This window comes from Ornithinimicrobium cryptoxanthini (assembly GCF_023923205.1).
Taxonomy (GTDB): Bacteria; Actinomycetota; Actinomycetes; order Actinomycetales; family Dermatophilaceae; genus Ornithinicoccus; species Ornithinicoccus cryptoxanthini.
This window is the reverse complement of record NZ_CP099490.1, coordinates 2,979,793-3,001,158: the sequence shown is the minus strand read 5'-3', so window position 1 is coordinate 3,001,158 and position 21,366 is coordinate 2,979,793. Positions and strand designations below refer to the sequence as shown.

Annotated in this window: 18 protein-coding genes; 6 read left to right on the top strand and 12 right to left on the bottom strand. The window is 67.2% G+C overall.

Features of this window, described 5'->3' with window-relative positions; translation table 11 throughout:
- Positions 1-30 precede the first annotated feature (30 nt).
- The gene (locus tag NF557_RS13780; RefSeq protein WP_252620101.1) at positions 31-1,230 is read right to left on the bottom strand and encodes a Fic family protein; all 1,200 of its coding nucleotides are present in this window, start codon (positions 1,228-1,230) and stop codon (positions 31-33) included.
- A gap of 227 nt (positions 1,231-1,457) precedes the next feature.
- Here NF557_RS13780 and NF557_RS13775 point away from each other — a divergent pair, with 227 nt between their 5' ends.
- The 3 genes from NF557_RS13775 (at position 1,458) to NF557_RS13765 (ending at position 4,959) form a co-directional block, all read left to right on the top strand.
- Complete coding sequence (locus NF557_RS13775; protein WP_252620100.1) at positions 1,458-1,661, top strand: type II toxin-antitoxin system Y4mF family antitoxin; 204 nt, start codon at positions 1,458-1,460, stop codon at positions 1,659-1,661.
- A complete protein-coding gene (locus NF557_RS13770; protein ID WP_252620099.1) occupies positions 1,658-2,884 on the top strand; it encodes a type II toxin-antitoxin system HipA family toxin in 1,227 nt (408 codons plus the stop codon). The genes NF557_RS13775 and NF557_RS13770 overlap by 4 nt, the downstream gene beginning before the upstream one ends.
- 92 nt (positions 2,885-2,976) lie before the next feature.
- On the top strand, positions 2,977-4,959 hold the full coding sequence (locus NF557_RS13765; RefSeq protein ID WP_252620098.1) for a S9 family peptidase: 1,983 nt from the start codon (positions 2,977-2,979) through the stop codon (positions 4,957-4,959).
- A gap of 57 nt (positions 4,960-5,016) precedes the next feature.
- Here NF557_RS13765 and NF557_RS13760 read toward each other — a convergent pair whose 3' ends face one another.
- The 11 genes from NF557_RS13760 to NF557_RS13715 all read right to left on the bottom strand — a co-directional run bounded on the left by NF557_RS13760 (position 5,017) and on the right by NF557_RS13715 (position 16,474).
- Positions 5,017-5,679, bottom strand: coding sequence for a vWA domain-containing protein (locus tag NF557_RS13760; protein WP_252620097.1), 663 nt, complete (start codon positions 5,677-5,679; stop codon positions 5,017-5,019).
- A complete protein-coding gene (locus NF557_RS13755; protein WP_252620095.1) occupies positions 5,672-6,037 on the bottom strand; it encodes a hypothetical protein in 366 nt (121 codons plus the stop codon). Before NF557_RS13755 ends, NF557_RS13760 begins: the two co-directional genes overlap by 8 nt.
- A gap of 78 nt (positions 6,038-6,115) precedes the next feature.
- Positions 6,116-6,466, bottom strand: coding sequence for a hypothetical protein (locus tag NF557_RS13750; RefSeq protein ID WP_252620094.1), 351 nt, complete (start codon positions 6,464-6,466; stop codon positions 6,116-6,118).
- A 41-nt stretch (positions 6,467-6,507) separates the two neighbouring features.
- Positions 6,508-6,663: a type II toxin-antitoxin system HicA family toxin gene (locus tag NF557_RS17890; RefSeq protein WP_370584413.1), complete on the bottom strand. Its 156-nt coding sequence runs from the start codon at positions 6,661-6,663 to the stop codon at positions 6,508-6,510.
- Positions 6,664-7,048: 385 nt separating this feature from the next.
- On the bottom strand, positions 7,049-7,819 hold the full coding sequence (gene heR / locus NF557_RS13745; RefSeq protein WP_252620093.1) for a heliorhodopsin HeR: 771 nt from the start codon (positions 7,817-7,819) through the stop codon (positions 7,049-7,051).
- A gap of 73 nt (positions 7,820-7,892) precedes the next feature.
- On the bottom strand, positions 7,893-11,012 hold the full coding sequence (locus tag NF557_RS13740; protein WP_252620092.1) for a helicase-related protein: 3,120 nt from the start codon (positions 11,010-11,012) through the stop codon (positions 7,893-7,895).
- A complete protein-coding gene (locus tag NF557_RS13735) occupies positions 11,009-12,865 on the bottom strand; it encodes a phospholipase D-like domain-containing protein (RefSeq protein ID WP_252620091.1) in 1,857 nt (618 codons plus the stop codon). The genes NF557_RS13740 and NF557_RS13735 overlap by 4 nt, the downstream gene beginning before the upstream one ends.
- Positions 12,858-14,048 carry a DUF6361 family protein gene (locus NF557_RS13730; RefSeq protein WP_252620090.1) on the bottom strand — a complete coding sequence of 397 codons (1,191 nt, stop codon included), beginning with the start codon at positions 14,046-14,048 and terminating at the stop codon, positions 12,858-12,860. The genes NF557_RS13735 and NF557_RS13730 overlap by 8 nt, the downstream gene beginning before the upstream one ends.
- Positions 14,049-14,085: 37 nt before the next feature.
- A complete protein-coding gene (locus tag NF557_RS13725) occupies positions 14,086-15,351 on the bottom strand; it encodes a hypothetical protein (protein WP_252620089.1) in 1,266 nt (421 codons plus the stop codon).
- Between the two features lie 114 nt (positions 15,352-15,465).
- On the bottom strand, positions 15,466-15,975 hold the full coding sequence (locus NF557_RS13720) for an Rv1352/Rv1906c domain-containing protein (protein ID WP_252620088.1): 510 nt from the start codon (positions 15,973-15,975) through the stop codon (positions 15,466-15,468).
- 25 nt (positions 15,976-16,000) lie between these two features.
- Positions 16,001-16,474, bottom strand: coding sequence for a hypothetical protein (locus NF557_RS13715; RefSeq protein ID WP_252620087.1), 474 nt, complete (start codon positions 16,472-16,474; stop codon positions 16,001-16,003).
- A gap of 179 nt (positions 16,475-16,653) precedes the next feature.
- On the opposite strand from NF557_RS13715, the gene NF557_RS13710 reads away from it, so the two are divergent.
- From NF557_RS13710 to NF557_RS13700, 3 genes are read left to right on the top strand one after another with little or no spacing between them, the layout of a single operon-like run.
- Positions 16,654-18,579, top strand: a complete 1,926-nt coding sequence (locus tag NF557_RS13710) for a hypothetical protein (RefSeq protein ID WP_252620086.1) — start codon at positions 16,654-16,656, stop codon at positions 18,577-18,579.
- A complete protein-coding gene (locus NF557_RS13705; protein WP_252620085.1) occupies positions 18,579-20,204 on the top strand; it encodes a class I SAM-dependent DNA methyltransferase in 1,626 nt (541 codons plus the stop codon). Before NF557_RS13710 ends, NF557_RS13705 begins: the two co-directional genes overlap by 1 nt.
- Positions 20,197-21,366: a restriction endonuclease subunit S gene (locus NF557_RS13700; RefSeq protein WP_252620084.1), complete on the top strand. Its 1,170-nt coding sequence runs from the start codon at positions 20,197-20,199 to the stop codon at positions 21,364-21,366. Before NF557_RS13705 ends, NF557_RS13700 begins: the two co-directional genes overlap by 8 nt.

The window sequence follows — 21,366 nt, the reverse complement described above, 5'->3', positions numbered from 1 at the left end:
CGTGGCGGTCCGCTCAGGCCGGGTCGACGCTCACAGGTGCCGCCGTCCGGCGCGGACAGCGAAGTCATCCACGGCGTCGGTGATTTCGGGGCTCCACCAGTAGGCGGACCTGGACGCGTAGTGTCTGCCGCTTCGCACCACACCGGCCTCGAGCAGAGGCGCGATGGCGCGGGGTGCGTTGGTCGGCGAGGTCCCAAGGTGGTCGTGCAAGGTCCTGGCAGTGACGAGGGGGTAGCGCAGGAGCAGGTCCGCAATCCGCCACGTCGTCGAGCCTTTGCGAGCGCGGACGCGCGCATCCCAAGACTGTCGGATCTCCCGCACCTCTGTCACGAGGCGGCTGGCGTTGGTGACCGCCTTCAGCGAGCTGGCTGTGAAAAGCCGGACGATCGGTTCCGGATCGCCGTCGCGGTAGGCATCCAAGGCCTCGTGGTAGCCGCGTGTGTCTGTCAGGAGGCCGGCTGAGACCGGGACCACGCCGTGCTGGACGAGCCCGCTCTCCCTGAGCATGACGTGCATCAGCGCACGCCCGGTGCGGCCGTTGCCGTCGGTGAACGGGTGGATGGTCGCGAACTGTGCGTGGGTCAGGGCTAGCTGAGCCATCCGCGACAGATCAGTCCGGCGGGCAAAGCGAGCCAGGTCGTCCATGGCAGCAGCGATGCGCTCGTGATGGGGCGGGATGAAGTGCGCCCCCACGGGAGTGGAGTCGTGCCCACCGATCCACACCTGTTCGGCGCGGAAGGCGCCAGCCTCGTGGCGCGGGTCATGGCGCATCAGCTCTTCGTGCAGGGTGAGGACACCCGCCACGTCCGGGGCGATCGCGACGTCGATCGCTCGTCGCATGGCCCGCACATTGGCAGCGACGAGGCTAGCGTAGCCCGTGCTCTCGTCACGGGTCACCTCGGCGAGACTGATGTTACGAGCCGAAGAGGTGATGTGCTCGATGTCAGACGACGCGATCGACTCACCCCGCAACAGCACAGCCGAGTAGGGCAGGACGTCCCGCCCCATGCTCTCGTCGAATCTCGCGAGCTCGGCGACCGCATCCTCGGCCTCGGCCGTGACGTCCGCAGGGAGGGCCGGTGTGAGGACGGCGATCTCCGCGACCACTGCCGCGTCATACGAGGTCTGGGACGCGGCCAAGCGCTCACGTCGCGTCAGGCCCACCGCGCCATGCGTGGGTGCCCATGCCCGAGGCTCCTGGGAGACCGCCGGCCAGCTGAGATCGACCATGGGGCATCTTATCACTTATCTGCATAAGCTATAAGACAGTGGAGTTCAACTGAGGTTAGACCAACGCGGCCCCACAGGCACGATCGTGCCTGTCGGCCAGAGGGATCGGGCGAAAATGCGCTTTGTCACGCGCATGAGGCACGATCGTGCCGGTTCATCTAGACAAGCGGCCTGGGAGGCGTCAAACTGGACGAAACCGGCACGATCGTGCTGATGGTGGAGGTGTTATGCAGGCGTGGCATGAGCAGCTGACCGACCGTAGGCGAGAGCTCGGCCTGCGGCAGGTCGACCTAGCCGAGCTGGCAGGAGTGTCCGAGCGGTTCGTGCGCCTGCTCGAGTCAGGCAAGCCCAGCGTCCGCCTTGACAAGGTGGAGCCCGTGCTCGAGGTCCTGGGCCTCCGCCTTGAGCTGGTGCCCACGGAGACGCCATGACCCGCGTCGGTGCGGGGACTCCCTCCGACCCGCGCGAGATCCAGGTCGCCCATGTCGTCAAAGATGGTCAGCCTGCGGCGACCCTTACCAGAACTGCGGGTGGTGTGGAGTTCGCCTACACCACGGCATACCTGGACTCGGGTCGCAGGGCTGTCGCCACGACCCTCCCGCTGACCGAGGAGCCGGTGCGGACCGTGGCGGGCGCGGTGCCTGCCTTCTTTGCGAACCTGCTGCCCGAGGGCCGCCGGCTGACCGCGCTGCGCAGAGCGGTCAAGACCAGCGCGGACGACGAGCTGTCCCTGTTGCTGGCCGTGGGCGCTGACCCAGTCGGTGACGTGCAGGTGCTGACCCAGCCGGAGAACACCGCTGCTGCTGTCAGCCCGGCGGTGGTCAAAGGCAGTTTCGCTGACGTTGACTTCGCTGACCTCCTGGCGACCCAGGGGATCGGAGACCCGTCTGCGCTGGCCGGCGTGCAGGACAAGGTGTCGGGACGCATGCTGACGGTGCCGCTGGCGCATCAGGGCAGAGCGCACCTCTTGAAGTTTGAGGTGCCGGAGCTCCCACACGTCGTGGAGAGCGAGGCGTTCTTCCTCCGGGTCGCCCGGCGCCTGCGGCACCCGGTGGTGGACGCCGAGGTGGTGCGCGACCGCCACGGTCGCCCCGGCCTCCTGGTGACCCGATTCGACCGAGTGCCCGACGCTCAGGGAGGTGGCCTTCGGCGTCTGGCGGTGGAGGACGGGGCACAGGTGCTGGGGATCCACCCCGCGGACAAGTATGCGGTGAGCATGGAACACCTCGCGACCGCCCTGGCCGCGGTGTGCCGCTCCCGTCCTCTGGCCCTGCGGGCGATCTTGCAGCAGGTGGTGCTCGCGTGGGCCACCGGCAACGGCGACCTGCACGCCAAGAACCTGTCGGTGGTGGGGTCGGCCGACCGCACGGTCGCGTCGATCTATGACATCCCATCGACCGTGCCCTATGGCGACACGACCTTCGCGCTGTCGCTGGCCGGGAGGCGCGAGAATCTCACGGCCAAGGCCCTCCGGCAGTTCGGTGACGAGATTGGCGTGCCACCACCCGCGGTCGAACGGGTCCTGGCGGAGGTGCTGGCCGCCACCGCCGACGTCGTGGAACAGGTGCGGGACGGCGTGGTGCCCTTTGACGCACGTCGGCGGCGGGACCTCGTGCGGGTGCTGGAGCGACGGCGGCGAGACCTGGGCGCCTGAGCCTGTGCCGACCCAGGTCGTCATCCGTTCCCGTCAAAGACGACCACCAGAACCTGGGTGCGCCCGACCCGACGAGCGGGAACAATCGACCCATGCCCACGACGAGCGCGACCGACGTCCCCCTGATCCCCCGCTCAGCCATCTTCGGCAACCCGGAGCGGGCCGCGGTCCAGCTCAGCCCGGACGGGCGGCACCTGTCCTGGCTGGCCCCGCTGGACGGGGTGATCAACGTCTTCGTGGCCCCGGTCGACGACCCGTCGGCCGCCGAGCCGGTCACCAGCGACACGAGCCGGGGGATCCAGGCCTACTTCTGGACCTACCGTCCCGACACCCTGCTCTACCTGCGGGACGACGGCGGGGACGAGGACTACCACCTGCACCGGGTCACCCTCGACGGGCAGGAGGCCCGGGACCTCACGCCATACCCGCAGACGACGGCGCAGGTCGCCGGACTGAGCCACGACCGCCCCGACGAGGTGCTCGTCGGGATGAACGACCGGGACGCCCGGTGGCACGACCTCTATCGGATCGACCTGGAGACCGGCGAGCGCACGCTGGTCGAGGAGAACGTCGACGGCTTCGCCCGCTACCTCGCGGACGCCGAGTTCGTCGTGCGCTACGCGGTGCGGACGCGCCCCGACGGCGGGGTCGACCTGCTCGCCCGGCGCGGGGAGGGCTGGGAGCGGGTCGAGGACATCGGCTTCGAGGACGCGCTCACGACCGAGGCGCTGTCGCTGACGCACGACGGCCAGATCCTCTATCTGCTCGACTCGCGCGGTCGGGACACGACGGGCCTGTATGCCGTGCCGACCGCTGGCGGCGCGCGTCGGCTGGTGCACCAGGACGCCCGCGCCGACGTCGAGGACGTGCTGCTCCACCCCGCGACGGGGCAGGTGCAGGCCGCTGCCGTGACCTACCTGCGCAAGGAGTGGACCGTCGTCGACGAGGGGGTGGCCGCCGATCTGGAACGGCTCGAGGAAGACGGCACGGGCGAGGTCACCGTGCTCACCCGGACGCTGGACGACCGGACCTGGATGGTCATGCGCTCGGCGGCCGGGGATTCTGGCGTCTATCACCTCTATGACCGTGACTCCGGTCGGGTGACCGAGCTCTTCCGGTCTCGGCCCGCGCTGCAGGCGGCACCGCTGGTCGCGATGACGCCGGTGGAGATCCCGGCCCGGGATGGCAGGCTCCTGGTTAGCTATCTCAGTGTGCCGGCCGGCACGGCCGACACGGCGAGCGGCCTGCCGCGTCGGCCGGTGCCGATGGTGCTCCTCGTGCACGGTGGCCCGTGGTGGCGCGACGCCTACCGCTTCGACGACTGGGTCCAGTGGCTGGCCAACCGCGGGTATGCCGTGCTGCAGGTCAACTTCCGCGGCTCGACCGGCTTCGGCAAGGACTTCATCAACGCCGGCGACGGCGAGTGGGGAGCTGCGATGCACGAGGACCTGGTCGACGCGGTCGGCTGGGCGGTCGAGCAGGGGGTCACCAGTCGCGACCAGGTGGCGATCATGGGGGCGAGCTATGGCGGCTACGCGACCCTGGCCGGGCTCGCCTTCACCCCCGAGCTGTTCGCCTGCGGCATCGACGTCGTCGGGCCGTCCAACCTGCACACCCTGCTGGAGACCATCCCGCCCTACTGGACCGCGATGTTCGAGCAGCTGGCCCGCCGCGTGGGTGACCCGCGGACCGAGGAGGGGCGCGAGCTGCTCAGGCAGCGCTCCCCGCTGACCCACGCCGACCGGATCGTCCGGCCGCTGCTCATCGCCCAGGGCGCCAACGACCCGAGGGTCAAGCAGGCCGAGAGCGACCAGATCGTCGCTGCCATGCAGGACAAGGGGATCCCGGTCACCTATGTGCTGTTCCCCGACGAGGGACACGGCTTCGCGCGGCCGGAGAACAACACGGCGTTCACCGCGCTCGCCGAGGGCTTCCTGGCCGCGCACCTGGGCGGCCGGGTCGAGCCGGTCGGCGAGGACCTGACGGGTTCCAGCCTCACCGTGCTCACCGGCGCCGACGGCGTGCCCGGCCTCACCGAGGCGCTGGCCAGCCACGAGCCGCAGCTGCGGGCCTGAGGCGGCCCGACCCGGACCAGCCGCACGGCTTCGCCCTCATCGTGGGACATGCGCAGCTCAGCGCTCGGCGGCCTCTCGACGCTGCTTGTCGGTGTAGGCCGCGCGCTTGCGGGCCGAGCCGACGCTCGCGCCAGCGGCGACGGCCCCGCGCAGTGAAGACATCGAGGTTGAGTAGGCCGCCATCGCCGACCCCGCCGCATCCGGCGCATAGGTCAAGGCGGAGTCGGCGCGCACGCCGAGGGTGGCCCCAACCTCGATCGCGTCCTGGTTGGCACCGAGGTAGTTGAAGACCCACTGGTAGGTCTGCTCCTGGCGCTCGATGAGCTCCTTGATGGCCTGGTGCTTCCACTCGCGCGAGCTGTTCTCGTGGCCGTCGGTCATGATGCCGACCATCACCAGGCCCGGTCGCTGGTCCTCCGGCAGCCCCGCCAGGAACTGGCCGGTCTCGCTGATCAGGCGCCCGATCGAGTCGAGCAGGGCCGTCATGCCCCGCGGCTCGAGGGAGAGGGGAGGGACCTGCGAGAGGTCCTTGGCGGCATACCTCACCACGTAGTCGCCGGGGCTGGAGAAGTCGGCGAGGGTGACGGTGCACCGGCCGGGCTGGGTGCGCTGGTCGGTGATGAAGGCGTTGAAGCCGCCCTCGATGTCGGACTTGATGGTGGCCATCGAGCCGGAGGCGTCGAGCAGAAAGGCCATGTGGGTGTAGTTCGGGTCAGTCACGGGTGTTCCCCTTGCTCTTGCGGCGGACGAACCTCATCGGTGCGTCCTCCTGGTTGTCGGCCCTCGCGAGCGTGATGCCGGCAGCATCGACCCGGCCGTCCCGGCTGTAGGCCGAGAGCGTGGCCGAGCGGGCCAGTCGTGGCGACACGCTGTTGGGTGCGATGCCGGCCAGGGCCGCCACCTGCCGCAGCGAGGCGCCCTCGAGGGTGACGGCCTGAGCCATCGCCTCATCGAGCGCGGACTGCACGGCGTCCCGAGCCCGCGTCAACGAGGTCACCGCCGAGGTGGATGAGGTCAGGTCGACCTCGCTCAGCGCGCTCACGGCGTCGGAGTAGCGGGTGTTCAGCTCGTCGTTCATGCGGTCAGTGTATGCGCAAGAAATGCACATGCGCAAGAGTTGCGCACCGGTGGGCGCGGACGTCGCCGCTGGCGTGACTCAGCTGGCGTTGGCCACGTGGGACGCCAACTGATGAGCGCGCTGATGGGAGACACGCAGGACCGTGCCAATGTCGCGGATCGGCACGGCGTGCTCGACGAGGGCCTTGGCCAGGCGCTCGGCGCGCGCGGTCGCCTCCTCGTTCAGCCTTGCCGCCTCGGTGCGGTCGCGCTGGATCGCAGCGGCTTCGTCGGAGACCGCCACATCGTCGACGGAGATTGTGCGAATCGTCACCTCGACAGTGCTCAGCGGCACGTCGAGCGTCACTGCGATGTGCTCGCGGGCCATGCTCTCAGCTTCGCTCAGTCGGCGGGTCTGGGTGAGCCCGTCGATCTCGGGGATCGACACCATCCACCAGCGTCCGTCCCGTGTGACGTCGACTTGATGCACCATCAGCCCTCCTCCAATGCCTTGGTGGCCTTGCGCACGACTCCGGGAGAGATCGTCCTGTGCCCGTCAGGCAGGGTGAATCTCTTGCCGCTCGGTGATTCCCACACAGTGTGGGAACCGACGCTGCGCACCGGCGTCCAGCCGGCTCGCCGGAACATCTTTTGCATGACCCGCGTGGGCTGGTCGCTGACCACTGACTTTAGTCTACCCAGATAGGCAAAAACAAGGCAAGGAGACTAGACATATGTTGCAGTGTCGCTCGCCCATTCCGACGCTCCTCGAGGCGGAGGGATACCTGCGGTCCAGGAGTTGTCATCATGACCGGCCACCCTGCCACGCCGCGAGGCGGACGCCCGCTCCTCGCGCAGCCTGTGGATAACTCTGCCCGAGAGCCGTGTCGCTGTCTCGAACCGCTCGGTAGCGCCCCACTGCTTCAGTTCCACGACCACTGAAGTCCTCGACGGTACCGCCACCCTTATTGACGGCCGTGACGGGCTTGCGACTATCCGCGACGAGTTGGCTGCGCGGCCAGTGAGGCCCTCCTCAGCCGACGAGGGTGCCGGCGAAGATCTGCCAGGCCAGCGCTGACTTTGCCGTGAGGCTGAGGACGATGTAGGTCGTCTCGCCGGTGAGGTAGTTGCGGAAGCGGCCGACGGGCCTGTACTGCAACCACTGGACGAGTGCGAAGACGTTGAAGAAGAGGAAGAGCGAGACGATGATGCCGTAGACGAAACCGGGCGGCTCGGCGCCGGTCGTCGACCCGGGGGCGATGGTGTAGATGACGACCGCGGTCCACGGGATGGCCCCGGCGAAGCAGCCGAAGATGAAGGGCAGCCACCCGCCGTCCCCGGGCTGGTGATATTTCTCCTGCAGCCAGCCGAAGAGGATCATCGACGCGTTGACGCCGAAGAGCGCGAGCAGGGCGACCACGTTGGAGATGCCGACCAGTTGGGCGATGATGACGATCATCAGCGAGCTGGACAGGGAGTACTCCACCCACCGGAAGTAGTTGTGGCCCTGCGCCAGCCCGGCCCGGTAGCGGTCGAACGCTCCCGGTGAGGCGACGATGACGTGGAAGATCGCCGACAGCGCCAGGAAGGCGGCGATGGCCAGGCCGGTCGGGACGTCCCACAGCGTGACCTGGTCGCCGGGCGGGGTGCCGGGCGGGCCGGACAGGTATGTCGCGGTGATCGGGAGGGTGAAGTCGGTCGCCAGGACGACGACGGCGACTGCTTGAACCGCGTGCAACGCCGCGGCGATCCAGTTGAGGGTGCGCAGCCGGGTGTAGCGCGACTGGTCGGTCTGTGTGGTCACGGGCGCTCCGTCTCGTTGGCCTGGTGCGACTCAGCCTAGCCGCGACGATCACGTTGCCTCTGTATGTGCTACGTCAGGGCGCCAGATCCAGCGCGAGTTCCCTGTGCTCACCAACGTAGGCGAGCATCTCCTCTTGCCGAGGCTGCCCCAGCGTGAGCCGATAGGCACCGAGAGTCTTGAGCAGCCTGCGGTAGTGCTGAGTGCCACGGCTCATCGGCAAAACCGGCACTAGCCGCAGGATCGAGGCAGATCCGGGATACACCCAGTCCGGGAAGATCTCCGACCGGTCGCCACGCTCGGCCGCTGCGAGGTCAAAGAGGGTAGACCAGGGATTGCCGCCCCCCACCAGTTGAGCGTTCCCGCCATGCTTCTCGGCGACGTTCTTGCGCACCGCATGCCCGCGGTAACGGTGGACCCGTCCCTCTCGCTGCTCCAGGTCCACCGGGTTAGATGGGAGGTTCCAGTGCACCACGGCGTGTGAGTAGTGGTGGAAGTCCAGCCCCTCCTGACCGACAGACGTCGACGCGAGCACGAATGGCCAGAACGGCGAGTTGAACGCCTCGCGGACCTGGGTCTCGCGCTGCATGGTCTTGTCATCGACCGCGGCTGCGCGGCCGTAGCGGGCGGCGAAGTGGGTGCGAATGCGGCGGCGATTAGGGGCATCGACGCCATTGCTGAAGAAGTCCATCGCCTGTGGTGAGGCCTGAAGTCCGCTGCCCTCCTTGAAGGCTATGGACAGTCGACCTAGGTGCTCACCCCGTTGCTCACGGTCCAGCGAGTGGGCTTCGTTGAGGACGGAGGTGTACTCGTCGAGCACCGCCTGCAGGTTGCCATCCAACGAGTGGCGCAGCACCTGCCGCCAGTACGGGTGCTCGCTCTCACTCTCCAGGATCGCCATGATCTCTGCACCGTTGAAGACGGCACGAAGAGACCAAGCCAGTTCTGATGCGGTTGATCGCAGGTCCGATGCGCTCAGGTCTTCGGGGGCGCTGACAGCCCGAGCCAGGGCGCGGAGGGAGCACACAGCCGGGCCAGCGACTGCCAGCTCAGCCAGCACGTCGAGCAGATCGTCGGGTCGCAGCCCTAGTTCATCGGCCTCGATGCGCAGTGCCTCATCGAGGTGTTGCTTCAGCCCATCGGCGCCGAGATCCGAGGCGCTTTCGCCACCGAAACTCAAGCCCTCGACCGTGGAGACGCCCTGCAGCCGGTCCAAGAGGATCGGAGCCGCCCAGTACCACCTTTGGTCGACCGCACCGTCTCCTCTCCCCGTCGGTAAGCGGCGAAGCAGTCCCTCGACCCGATCACGCACCACGTCAAGCATCGCCGAGCGCTCAAGAGGAAGCGTGCGGCCGAGGTCTGCGGCCAGCCTCAGTGGGTCACCAGCGCGCCCAAGGGCCACCGATGGGTAGAGCAGCGCAAGAACTGGCATCCCACCGAGTCGGCCTTCGCTCACGGTCAGTGTCAGCAGCCCGCGCCGGCGCGGTGCGAAGTAGCCGCGGTTGCGCATCGTTGCCGACCGTGCCGCGAGGAGACGCTCGACCTCATAGCTCAAGGTGGTGGCGATCGCCTTGGGGGCGACACTCCAGGCCGAGAAGACCAGGCGCTTCGTGAAGGACTGGAACGTGGGCTCGGCATAGATCCCAACAGGGGAGTAGTAGGGCAGTGAGGGCGCGAGCCAGGCGGCTTTCCAGGCGCCAGACCCCAGCACGTCGTCGGCCAGCCACCTGACGCGCGGATTCCCCGGTTCGATCTCCTCGAAGCCATCCACATCATCCGGGGTGAAGCGAGTGCGAAGTAGTCCGTCGAGTCGGCCCGTCCCGGCCTTGAGTTCGTCCTCGATCCGACGCTTGACGTCATAGCGCTCCATCAGCTCATACACATGCGGAGCGCTGCGCCAATACTCCAGCCCGTCGTGTGACCCGAGCGCACGGGAGACCCGGGCCTGGTTGAGGTAGTCCCGGACGTCCAAGGTCGTGACCGGGACGGTCTCTCGCCGTGACGTGAGCATGCCGTCCCTGTCGGACGTCGCGGCGAGACGTTCAGTGCGCGCCATCACCCGGCGCAGCTCGACTTCCGCGACGTCCTTGGCCACGGTCGCATCGACTAGGTCACCGCGGAGGAGGCAGGCCCGCATCTCGCTCATGGCGTCCCGCACGATGCGGGCGCGCGCCTTGCCTGCGAGCACCTCGACGGTGTGCAAGAAATCCTGATAGTGGTCGTCGCCCTCCGGCTCGTCCGGGAGCGTGTACATCTTGAACGGGGTGGCCGACAACAGCAGGGTGCGCGCGGTGCGCGCAGCGCCGGAACGCTCGACCTCCACCGGCCCGAGCAGTGACTGCACTAGACGCGAGGCGTCGTCGTCGCCGGTGAGCAGCCGGCTGAAGCGCTGGAACTCGTCCAGGATCACCAGGTCGGGCTGGAGGTGGGAGATGGAGATCCGGGCGAGTGCCTGCCTCAACTGGCTGATGAGCCGGTAACGACGCGTGGACACGGCATACGGCACGCCCGAGCCCTTCCGGAGCCAGCGGAACTCGTCGGCGCACTCTCGAAGGGTTTCCTGGAGGGGTCGCCCGTCATCGGACGGCAGACGCAGGGCCTCTGTGAAGGCTTCGATCAACGGCTCGCCGATCGCCCCCTCTCGGGCCTGCTGGATCTCCCATCGGATGCGGGGCTCGCCCGCGCCGCCCTGGAAGAACTTCATCCACTTGCGGTCGTGCAGGAGGCGGCCTCCCCAGGCGCGCTCGAGCATGACCAGCAGCAGTGCCCGCTCCCGCACCGTGCCCCCGCTGGTGCCGAGGTGGAAGGACGTGCCCGGCGTGAATGAGACGATGTTGACCTTCTGCCTGCTCATCTGGTGCAGGACGGTGGGCAGCATGGTGAGACGGTCGGCGTGCGGGATCTCGGTGTGCAGCCCGGCGTGGAGTCGCCGCAGGTTCTGACGGGCGATCTGGCTGTTGGAGCAGATGTAGACGATGTCTATCCGGTGATCCGACTCCCACAGGTGGTCGACGGTGCGGGCAAGCACGCCCTTGGCGACCAAGGTCTTGCCCAGCCCCACTTCGTCGGCCACGAGGAACCGTGCCGATGGGTCGGCCTCACCCCACAGCCGCTCGCAGACCGCGTCGACTGTGCGCAGCTGGAAGTCCTTCAGGCCCGCTAGCGCAGCGGTGAGATCGGGACGCTCTGGGGTCATCGTTGCTCCTCCCGCGCCGCCTGCCAGATCGCCTGCCACATCGCCAGGAACTGCGGTGGCACCACTCCCGGCGCGTCCTCACTGACACCCAGGTCGCGCAGCAGTGCCGCCACCCGGTCGAGCGCCTCGCTGCCGTCGGAGGCGGCCCGCATTAGGGGCTCGAGGATTGACAGGTCCTCGAAGGCCATCCTGGGGCGGGCACGCGCCTCGTCATCCCCATCCGGGAGGTGCAGGTCCTCCCAGAGCGAGCCCGCATCGACGTCGTCGAGCAGATATCTGAGATAGCGCACGATGGCCTCCTCGGATCCCAGATAGGTGCGCAGCACCGCCGATGCTCGCCCTTCCGGGGCGTCGAGCAGTTCTGCCTTGAGCACGCTCGCGATCTCGAGGTCCTCATCCTCGCCGGGGACTGTGACGAGGGTGACCGCCTCGAGGTATGGCGTGAGCTGGGTCAGCTGGACACCGCGCCAGACCGCTTCGTCCGGTGGGTGCCGGTCGGTCCGCGGGCGGCTGATGAGACGAACCATGGTCCTCCCCGGGCTGCCAGGCATGGAGCGCTCGAAGGTCAGGGACACGGCATACCGGCCGTCGTCGTCCTCCTCGCAGGTCAAACGGGGGCCGGCCTCCAGGAGCGCCTCGTGATGAAGTGTCGCCTGCCGCTCCGCCTCCAGGGTCAGATCCTCACCCGGCTCCGGGTTCGAGACTGTGTGCTCCTGGAGGATGTGGCCGAATGTGATCCGGTCCCTGGAGGGTCCACTGTCCGGGAGCAACGCCTCCACGCCGCACACTCGGCGTGGGCCGGTGAGCAGCACACCGAACTCGACATTGCCGTGGAAGGCTGCGTGGGTGGCGTTGGCTGAACCGGTCAGGACGTGCCCAGTGGGGCCGTCGTCCCAGACCAGGACCTTGGCGTGCAGACCGGTGCGGACCTCCCCAGGGTGCGTGCGGACGGTGCCGGATGCGGTGGCGAGCTCGGCCTCTGCGTGGGGACTGAGCACCTTGACCTGGGTATGCCGGACCGCGTCGGCCCCGACGAGGGCGAAGGTCTCCTCACGGGAGACAAGCACCGGAGGTTTGCGTGCCGTGATCCGGGTGGTGGTGGGGATGTCGAGGAAGGGGGAGATGACTACTGCTCGGTCGGGGCGCTGCGGCATGGGCCACGCCGACTCGCGACCGGGTCCGATGCCGAGCGGGCGCAGCTCGCCGCCTGTGAACGGCTTGGGCAGCTCGAACCAGGCATCTGCGAGGCTGTCGGCGAGGTCTGCCGCCTGTGCGGGCCGGTCGGGGGCGACGTGTCCCAGCGCGAACCGGGGCAGTGTTCGGACGAAGTTCGCGGCCGGGGAGCCCTCGATCCCCTCACCCCGCGGGCCCTCGTCGAGGACCAGGAGGGTGTCCCACGAGGAGTCCTCAGAGAGGTTGCGACTGCCCACCACGAGGCGATGGGTCACCTCGTCCTCACGACGGAACCGCAGCGCCCACACCTTGGGGTGGAAGATGTGGCCCGGCACCGGCGTCCGCACCTGCACGACGCAGTCCTCGGCGAAGGTCAACAGCCGTGGGTAGGCGCCGGGGGACCCGATCGCGCCGGCGTGGCAGTACACCGTGGTGCGGTCGGCATACCGACGGACCGACTCCAGCAGGGCCAGCGTGTCGCTGTGCGCGTGACCCTGATCATCTTCGACCTGATCGTCGACGAGGTGCATCTCACGGTCGTGGGCGGCCATGGCCAACGGGGGCAGGAACAGCATCCGCAGGCCCAGGGTGTAGGTCGTGCCGACAGCGAGGTCGACCTCGTGGCCCGTGGGCGGACGGAAGGCATCGACGAACAGGGCACGGGTGGTCGGCTCAAGCATCGGCCCGCTCCAGCCCCTGGTGGATGTCGCGCACGAGCTGCTTGGTCTCGGACCAGCGATAGAGCATCCGCCCCATCCCGTTGCCGCCCTCCCATGCCTCGAGCGCGTCGGCGTTGACGAAACGGGACCGGCGACCCTTGAGCCGCAGCTCACGGTCGCGGATGAGTTTCTCGGCTGCGGGATCGCTGGTCAGATCCCGTCCCTCACGGACGAGTCCGACCCAGGTGTCGACATAGGCGCGAGTGGAGGTGTTGAGCCGCCATCTGGCCTGGGACAGGCACCGCCAGAAGTCCTCACCGTCCCAGGTCCCCGCCGCCTGACGCGTCTCCTCGTAGCTAGCCCACGCGAGGAAGAGCTCGGTGTATCTATCCACCCCGTCCGCCCAACTCTTGTCCCGCGCCAGCAGCAGGTTGTAGAGGATCGGCCCGCCCTCGTGGAGCACACTGAACCTGTGCGCGTGGGCCAAGCCGCGGAGAAGCTCGGGAGGCAGGCCCACCACGAGGGTGTCGTCCCAGGGGATGCCGGGGTCGCCGGTGATCCCATGCTGGACCAGCCACCCGAGGTAGCGGTTGCGGCAGGTGTCGTTGATGCGATCGCGGAGAAACTCAGCCTCGTGACGGTTGAGTGTGAAGTCGGTGGTCTTGAGCCAGTTGTCAGGGGGAACCGGGACCTGACGGAAACATGGGTCGACGTGGCGCACGTGCTGGGGGTCGTCGTCCTCGTCGACTGAAGCCAGTGGTCGCTCGCCTGCGTAGCGCAGGTGCTGCTCGATCGTGTGCCCGCAGCGCTTGATGTCGTAGGCAGCCAGCGCGCCCCAGTAGACAACGCTCGGCATGCGCGCGAGGTTGGCGCGCGCGTCTCGACCGATGACGCCTCCGTCAAGATCTCCGGCGCGCAGCGACTCGATGAGTCGGACCTCCTGCTGGCGCATCTCACGCCCCGCCCGGTCCGCGGGGAGCCGGCGACTCGTGATGGACGTGACGACCCAGGGGACGAAGAGCAGATATCGGGCACGCGTGTGCAGCGTGGAGGTGCCCGGAAAGAGCAATTCGCTGAAGGTGTCCCGGACGGTGCCGATGCCCAGCTCATCCACCGTCCCCCTGTCGCGGAAGGCGTCCAGGAGCCGATCCATCTCGTCACGGTGGGCTGAGGAGTAGTCCACCCAGGCGAGCTTCGACGGCATCTGGCCAGCCTGCCTCAGTCACCTGGACATTGCACGACTAAGGCATGTCAGTCGGCGTTTCGGCTTTGTCATCATCACGGCTCCAGCGGCGCGTGCGATCGACGAGTTGACTGGAGATTTTGCCCGTTGCTGATCTGGCTCGGTCGCGTGCCTCGTTGCGGACTCGCTTTGCGGCGTTGACACCGTCCAACCCCGCCTCGGCTGCCCTGTCCTTGACCTCTGTAGCCGCGTCCGTCCACCTCTTAGCATCTAGCGACGTCCGTCCGTCCTCGATTCCGAGCCTGCCGTGAAAGTCGACGACGGCGACCGCAAGGTGGTTGCTCGATCGGACTACAGAAGGGGCTTTGGATGGGTGCATGAGCACCTTCGCGTTGGCCGTTCCAGCGGCCGTGGTCATGCGGTCCATGAGGCGCTCGGTGCTGCGTGAGATGAGCTCCATCCGGTTCGCCCGCGCAGCCTTCAGCCCCAGACGATGCCCGTCTAGTTCATCCGGGGATGCGTCAAACACCCGGTCGAGCTCGAGCACGGCGACTGCGTCTTGGAGCTGGAAACAGCGCGCCAGCACACCAAGCCACTCCTTCGATAGGGAGTCTGCCTTCTTGGCCGCCTTGGCGAGATCACCGAAGTTTGCGTTGCGCTCCAGCTTCTCCGCGAGGGAGTCGAGTTGGCGCAAAGCGTAAGCCTGCGTTTCCGCAATGGTCGCCGGAGCACTCTGAATTTTTGACCACGTAAGTTGGTCGACCCGACCTCTCTTCTCCCGGATCGTCATCGCCTCGTCGATGACAAAGCCGACTCCGATCATTCGGGCAAGAACGGCGTCCTTCTGGGCGCGCAGCACGTCGTCGACTTTCTCATCGATGGTTGCGAGGTAGTCCGTGATCTCGCTCATCGTCTGTTGCATCGCGACCTGCGCCATGATCCCGGCAGCGCCTGCGAGAACCGCCGGATTGGTCAGCGCAGACGCGGCAGGAGCCTTCGCGAACTCCACGAATCCTTTGATCTGGCCCTTGCTTCCCTTGAGGACGCCAGTGCTGAGACCCGTCGTCGAGTTGTCCCTCAGTCCATACTTCTTGATGGCTTGCGCAGATTCCTCCGTGAGTTTCACCCAACGGCCCGAGGAGGCCGCGATCTCTGAACCTGCCTGGGCTACCGCTCCTCCTGAACCCATGAGCGTGCGAAGTCGGTGTAGGCCGAGGTCCTTCGACGGCAGCCCCTCAGACGCGAGGAAGCGTTCGACAGTCGCGGACTCGCCGATGACTGCCAGTCCCTCGCCGTCAGCAATGAGTTGGATCTCACTGTCCATGGTCGGCTCCTGGAAGGGCAAGGGAGAGGTTCGTACTCGTTTACGGTGGGCCGAGCAGGCCCCACACGATGATGGTATCGACAAGGATGTCGTGCCGGTTCAAGTCAGCGTAGGTCAGCCTGAGCGCCGTGCCCACGGTTCACACCCGCTGGTTTCAAAGAAGCGGTCGCTCTCCTTGATCGTCACGATCATCTGGCCCTCCCCGAAGTTGTTGTCGATAATGGAGTCGAACCCGTCGCTTCCGCTGAGCCGTGCCCAGTAGCAACCCCCGACCGAACCGTCGGAGACGTAGGTCCCAGCTTGCACATCGACACCAACCTCGAACGTGCCGTCTCCTGGGATCGACTCGTCAGGGGCCTCCGGCGCGGGCGTGACTGTCTCTGTAACGGTCGGACCTTCCGCCGTTTCCGTGACTGTGGGGCCGTCCACCGTCTCTGTCACTGCGGGCGGGGTGACTGCGACGGTTGAACCCGTTGCAGACGGACCGTCGGCGGTCACCGTGACGGTGGCCGCAGAGGTCGGACGAGCTGTGGTTGGTGCGCCCTCGCCGCCGTTCCCGGCGATGCCAACGCCCAGGAACATGAGCGCCGTGACGGGGTATCCGATCAGGTGCCTCTTATTCATGCCAGTTTCCTCTCAGTTGTGTGCGTCAGTCGCGCACGGTGATGGTGAGGTTCATGCCGACGTTCGGGTGATAGGTCCACCTGGCATGAAGATCGCCCCACTCGTCGGTCTGGGTTCCGTCGAGGGCTCGCGTGGTGTCCATGTGCCGGATCACGGCGGACGGGGTGTCAAGAGCGAGGAGCACGCAGGCGACATCGAAGGGCGAGTCCCCTGTGGTGTCCTCCTCGCCCTCGGTGTCAAAGAACAGCGTGTGCCCCTCGTCGGCGATCTCCCCGACGTCGCCACAGTCGGCTGCGGCGACGACGAGTGGCGTCTCCTGTGCCACCGGGGGCGCTGCGGCGCCCGGGGATTGGTCAGAGTTGCCACACGCGGCGAGGGCCAAGGACGCTGCAAGAAGGACTGCCGTGCGAGGCAGGCGCGTGGGGAGGTCCTCGATGATGAGAGCCGGCTGCAACGGGTCGCAGTATGCCGCGGGGCGGCTGTTCGTGGCTGGAGCCATGGGAGTCCTCCTGTGTCGCTGCCGGGTTGGCTGCCGTAGTGCCCCTAGAGTCCGCGCTGGGTGATGAACTGACCAACGACCAAACCGATAAGGGGGGTTATCGCGTCGACCCTTGTGCTCCGCAGGCGCAGCGCCTACGTTGGGCTCCGGAAGCAACCGACGGCCAGGACGGAGGGCGCATGACCGCATCGATGCTGCACATGTCGCTCGCCGATGTGGCCCGACTGGCAGGTGTGGCCCGTCCTGTAGCATCCGTCTGGCGCAGCCGTCCGGCCTCGGGCCATCCGTTCCCCGCACCTGTTGCTCGCGTGGCCGGGCACGACAGGTTCGACGCCTTCGAGGTCGTGGACTACCTGGCGGTCACCGGTCGCGGCAACGCCACCGTGGAGCGCGCAGATGTCGCCGCCCACGCACAGCTCGCGCAGGTGGGTGGGCTGGCCGAGGAGACCATGTTTGCCGGGCTCACCGCACTGTTGGTGTTGGGGGCCGAGCGTGGAGAGGCACTGGCGGATCTCACAGACGGACGCCTGCTCGAGGTGGCCGAAGAGGCAGATCCTCATGACGAGCTGCTCTATCGCGAGATCGCTGCGCTGGGGCCGCACCTGTCCGAGCTCGCCGCGCACGCTGATGCGCTCGCCGACGCGTCCTACTCGGCCCGCGCGGCGTTCGAGCTGCTGCTGGCGCAACAGCTCGCGCGCGGTGGGGGTGGGCTCGCCGCGGTGCAGTTGCGGCCTCAGGTGAGCACTCTCGTGGGGCGCTTGGCGGCAGAGCTGGCGGCGGATGCAGGGTGGGAGGCGCCCCTGTTCGTGGGCCCCGTCGCCGGGGTCGGCGACCTATTGCTGCAGGCAGCCAAGCAGTATGCCGGTGGGCTAGCTCCCAGCGTCGCGGTCGCACCGGATGACACATCGGTGGGGCGTTTGCGCCGACGCCGGCTCCGGGTGCACGACCTGCACCAGGTCGCGGTGGCGCACACCGACGCGGGAGATCTCAGGCTCCCTGAAGCACCGTTCGATGGTTCGGTTCACGTAATGCAACTGGCAGCCGTGCACCACGCCGACGGCAGCGGCATGGGCTCCAGCGACACGCAGGTGCTGGACGCGGTGGGCGATCTCGTCATCCAACTGGCACCGGACTCGCGAGTCGTGGTGGTCGGGCCGGCGTCGGCGCTGACCGACCGTCCCACGAGTGCTGAGACCGACCGTGCACGGGACGCCGTGCTGCGCAGCGGCCGCCTCCGAGCGGCGATCCGGCTGCCATCGGGTCTCCTGGTGCGCGCGCCGCGCCAGCACCTGGCTCTGTGGGTGCTTGGCCCAGCCCACCCCGACGTCCCGGTGATGGATCGTTGGACGGTTGTCGGCGACCTGTCCACAGCGGCCCTCGACGCCAGCACCAGCGACGACCTGATCACTGACGTGCTCGCTTCACTGGTGGATCCGCGACAGGTGGAGCACCATGCCTATCGTTTCGGCCACCGTGTCGTGACGGCCACCCTTATCCCGGGCCACGTCCCGCTTGTTGACACCCGCAGCCCAGTCCTGTCGACCGGTCGCGGCCGCCGCACCCTCGATGACGTGATCGCTCGACGGGAGTGTCGTCTGATCTCTGGCAATCGCGTGGACTCGGCGCACCTGCAGGCAACGGGGCGTGCCGTGATCGGTCCCGAGGAGCTCACTGGGTCGCTTCCCACCGGCTCACGAGCGGTGGACCCACTGACCTTCCCCACGGCATACCCCTCCTCCCGGGACACCGAGCCCGGGGACGTCATCTTCTGCACATCACCCCGCCCGTCCGCAAGGGTGGACCGCGAGGGTGGCACCGTCGTGCTCGCCCCGGCGCGGACGTTGCGGGTGATGGCCGACCCCGATGAGGGGATGCCTGACCTGGTGCCCGAGGTGATCGCCGCCGACATCAATCAGGCAGCCGGGAACGACTGGCGCCGATGGCGCATCCGCCTCGTGCCGCCAGAGCGCCAAGCCCCCTTGCGGGAAGAGCTGCACCGCATCGAGAGCGAGCGCCGCGACATCCTGGACCAACTCACCCAACTTGAGCAGCAGGCCGACCAGGCCATAGCTCACGCCACCGCCCCACGAGAGGAAGGACGCTGATGCCACCGAGGAAGAAGCAGTCACTGCCCACTGCCCCGTCGACGATGAAGGAGCTGAAGGACACGCTGTGGAAGGCGGCAGACAAGCTGCGCGGCTCGATGGACGCCTCGCAATACAAGGACATCGTCCTGGGCCTGGTGTTCCTGAAGTACGTCTCCGACGCCTTCGACGCCCGCCGGGAGGAGCTGCGTGGCGAGCTCGCAGAGTTCTACAGCGACGCCGACCAGTTGGAGCTCCAGCTCAACGACATCGACGAATACACCGCGCACAACGTCTTCTATCTGCCGCAGTCGGCACGCTGGCCCTACCTGGTGGCACACGCCAAGGGCCTGCCCGCGCAGGACGGGCAGCCGGGAAAGACTATCGGCCAGCTCATCGACGAGGCCTTCGACCTGATCGTGGGGACTAACCCGTCGCTGAAGGGGGCGCTGCCGCGCGGCTTCAACCGGGAGGCCGTCGACCAGCGACGGCTCGGTGAGCTGCTGGACATCCTCAACTCCGCCCGGTTCACCGGTGAGGGTGCGGTCAAGGCGCGCGACCTGCTGGGGGAGGTCTATGAGTACTTCCTGGAGAAGTTCGCCCGCGCCGAGGGCAAGCGCGGGGGTGAGTTCTTCACCCCGCCGTCGGTGGTGCGCGCGCTCGTAGAGGTCCTTGAGCCGACGTCGGGGCGGATCTACGACCCGGCGTGCGGCTCCGGTGGCATGTTCGTACAGGCCGAGAAGTTCCTCGAGGCACACAACAAGGACAAGACCGCACTCTCGATCTATGGCCAGGAACTTAACGAGCGGACCTGGAAGCTGGCACGGATGAACCTGGCGATCCACGGGCTCAACGGCAATCTCGGGCCGGTGTGGGGCGACACCTTCGCCCGCGACCTGCACCCGCAGATGGAGGCGGACTATGTGATGTCCAACCCGCCGTTCAACATCAAGGACTGGCACCGCACCGACGACGACCCACGCTGGCGCTTCGGCGTCCCGCCTGCAGGTAACGCCAACTATGCGTGGATCCAGCACATCCTGAGCAAGCTGGCCCCCGGCGGGTCTGGGGGCGTGGTGATGGCCAACGGGTCGATGTCGACCAACTCTGGTGGCGAGGGGGAGATCCGCGCCCAGATCGTCGAGGCTGACCTCGTCTCGTGCATGGTGGCGCTGCCGACGCAACTCTTCCGCAGCACGGGTATCCCGGTGTGCGTCTGGTTCTTCGCCAAGGACAAGACGGCGGGGCTCAAGGGGGCGACGGACCGGACCGGACAGGTGCTGTTCATCGACGGCCGTGACCTGGGCTACATGGTCGACCGCGCCGAGCGCGCGTTCTCTCCAGAGGACATCGCCAAGATCGCGGACACCTTCCACGCCTGGCGCGGCAGCCCGTCCGCGGTGGAGAAGGACCTAAGGTATGCCGACGTCCCCGGGTTCTGCAGGTCTGTCGCCTTGCAGGAGATCAAGGACGCCGGCTACGCGCTGACGCCCGGTCGGTACGTCGGCGCAGCCGAGGCCGAGGACGACGGCGAGCCGATCGAGGAGAAGATCGAACGGCTGACGCAGGAGCTGTTTGCTCAGTTCGACGAGTCAGCGCGCCTTGAGGCCGAGGTGCGGGAGCACTTGGGACGAGTAGATGTCTGAGTGGACGAGCGTGCGGCTGGCTGAGGTCGCTGCTGTGACTGTCGGCCATGTCGGCCCGATGATCGACGAATATCGAGACAGCGGGATTCCGTTCTTGCGCAGTCTCAATGTGCGGCCTCACGCGATTGAGATGGAGGATTTGAGGTACATCGATGAGGCATTTCACGGGACGCTCAGAAAATCGGCGCTGGCGCCCGGCGACGTGGTGACCGTGAGGACTGGCAAACCTGGCCAGACTGCCATGATCCCCCTGAGCCTTCCCGTGGCCAACTGTTCTGACTTGATCATCACGAGGCCTGGCCCAGGGCTGCATGGCCGCTGGCTGAGCTATTACCTGAACTGGGTAACGGCGACGCATATCGACTCACACCTGGTCGGAGCTGTGCAGCAACATTTCAACATCGGGTCTGCCAGGAGCTTGGTCCTGGACCTCCCTCCACTAGACGAGCAGCGTGCGATTGCGGAGGTGTTGGGGGCGCTCGACGACAAGATTGCCGCCAACGCGCGCCTGGCGGAAGTGGCAGACGAGTTAGTTCGTGCTCGCTTCAAGTCCTTAGGTGATCTGTCAGATGAACTGACCACAATCGGGACGATCGCCATTCATCCTCGGGATCTGATTGATCCGACGACCGTCTCGCCAGACGTGCCCTACGTCGGGCTTGAGCACGTGCCACGTAGGCACATGTGGATGACCGCGAAGGGCACGGCGGGTGAGATCAGCAGTACGAAGGCGCTGTTTCGAGCGGGTGACGTTCTGTTTGGGAAGTTGCGTCCCTACTTCCACAAAGTCGTAGTTGCCTCCGAACCAGGGATGGCCTCGACAGACATCCTTGTTGTACGAGCTACTGAGCCAGGTCTCCGGGGATTCCTCCTGGCTGCCGCAAGTAGCGATTTGACTGTTGAGCGCTGTACTGCAGCGAGCGAAGGCACTCGAATGCCACGTACAAAGTGGAAAGACCTTGCAGCAGTTCAGATTCCGTGGCCGGGCGAGGAATCAGCGCGGGAGTTTGGTGCCTACGTCGACGCCATGTCCGCACGTGTTGCTTCAGCGGTGCTGGAGAGTGCACGTCTTGCCGAAACGAGGGATGCACTGCTCCCAGGACTGATGTCGAGGAATATCCACGTCAAGGATACGGAGCGCGTCATCGAGGAAGTGGTGTGA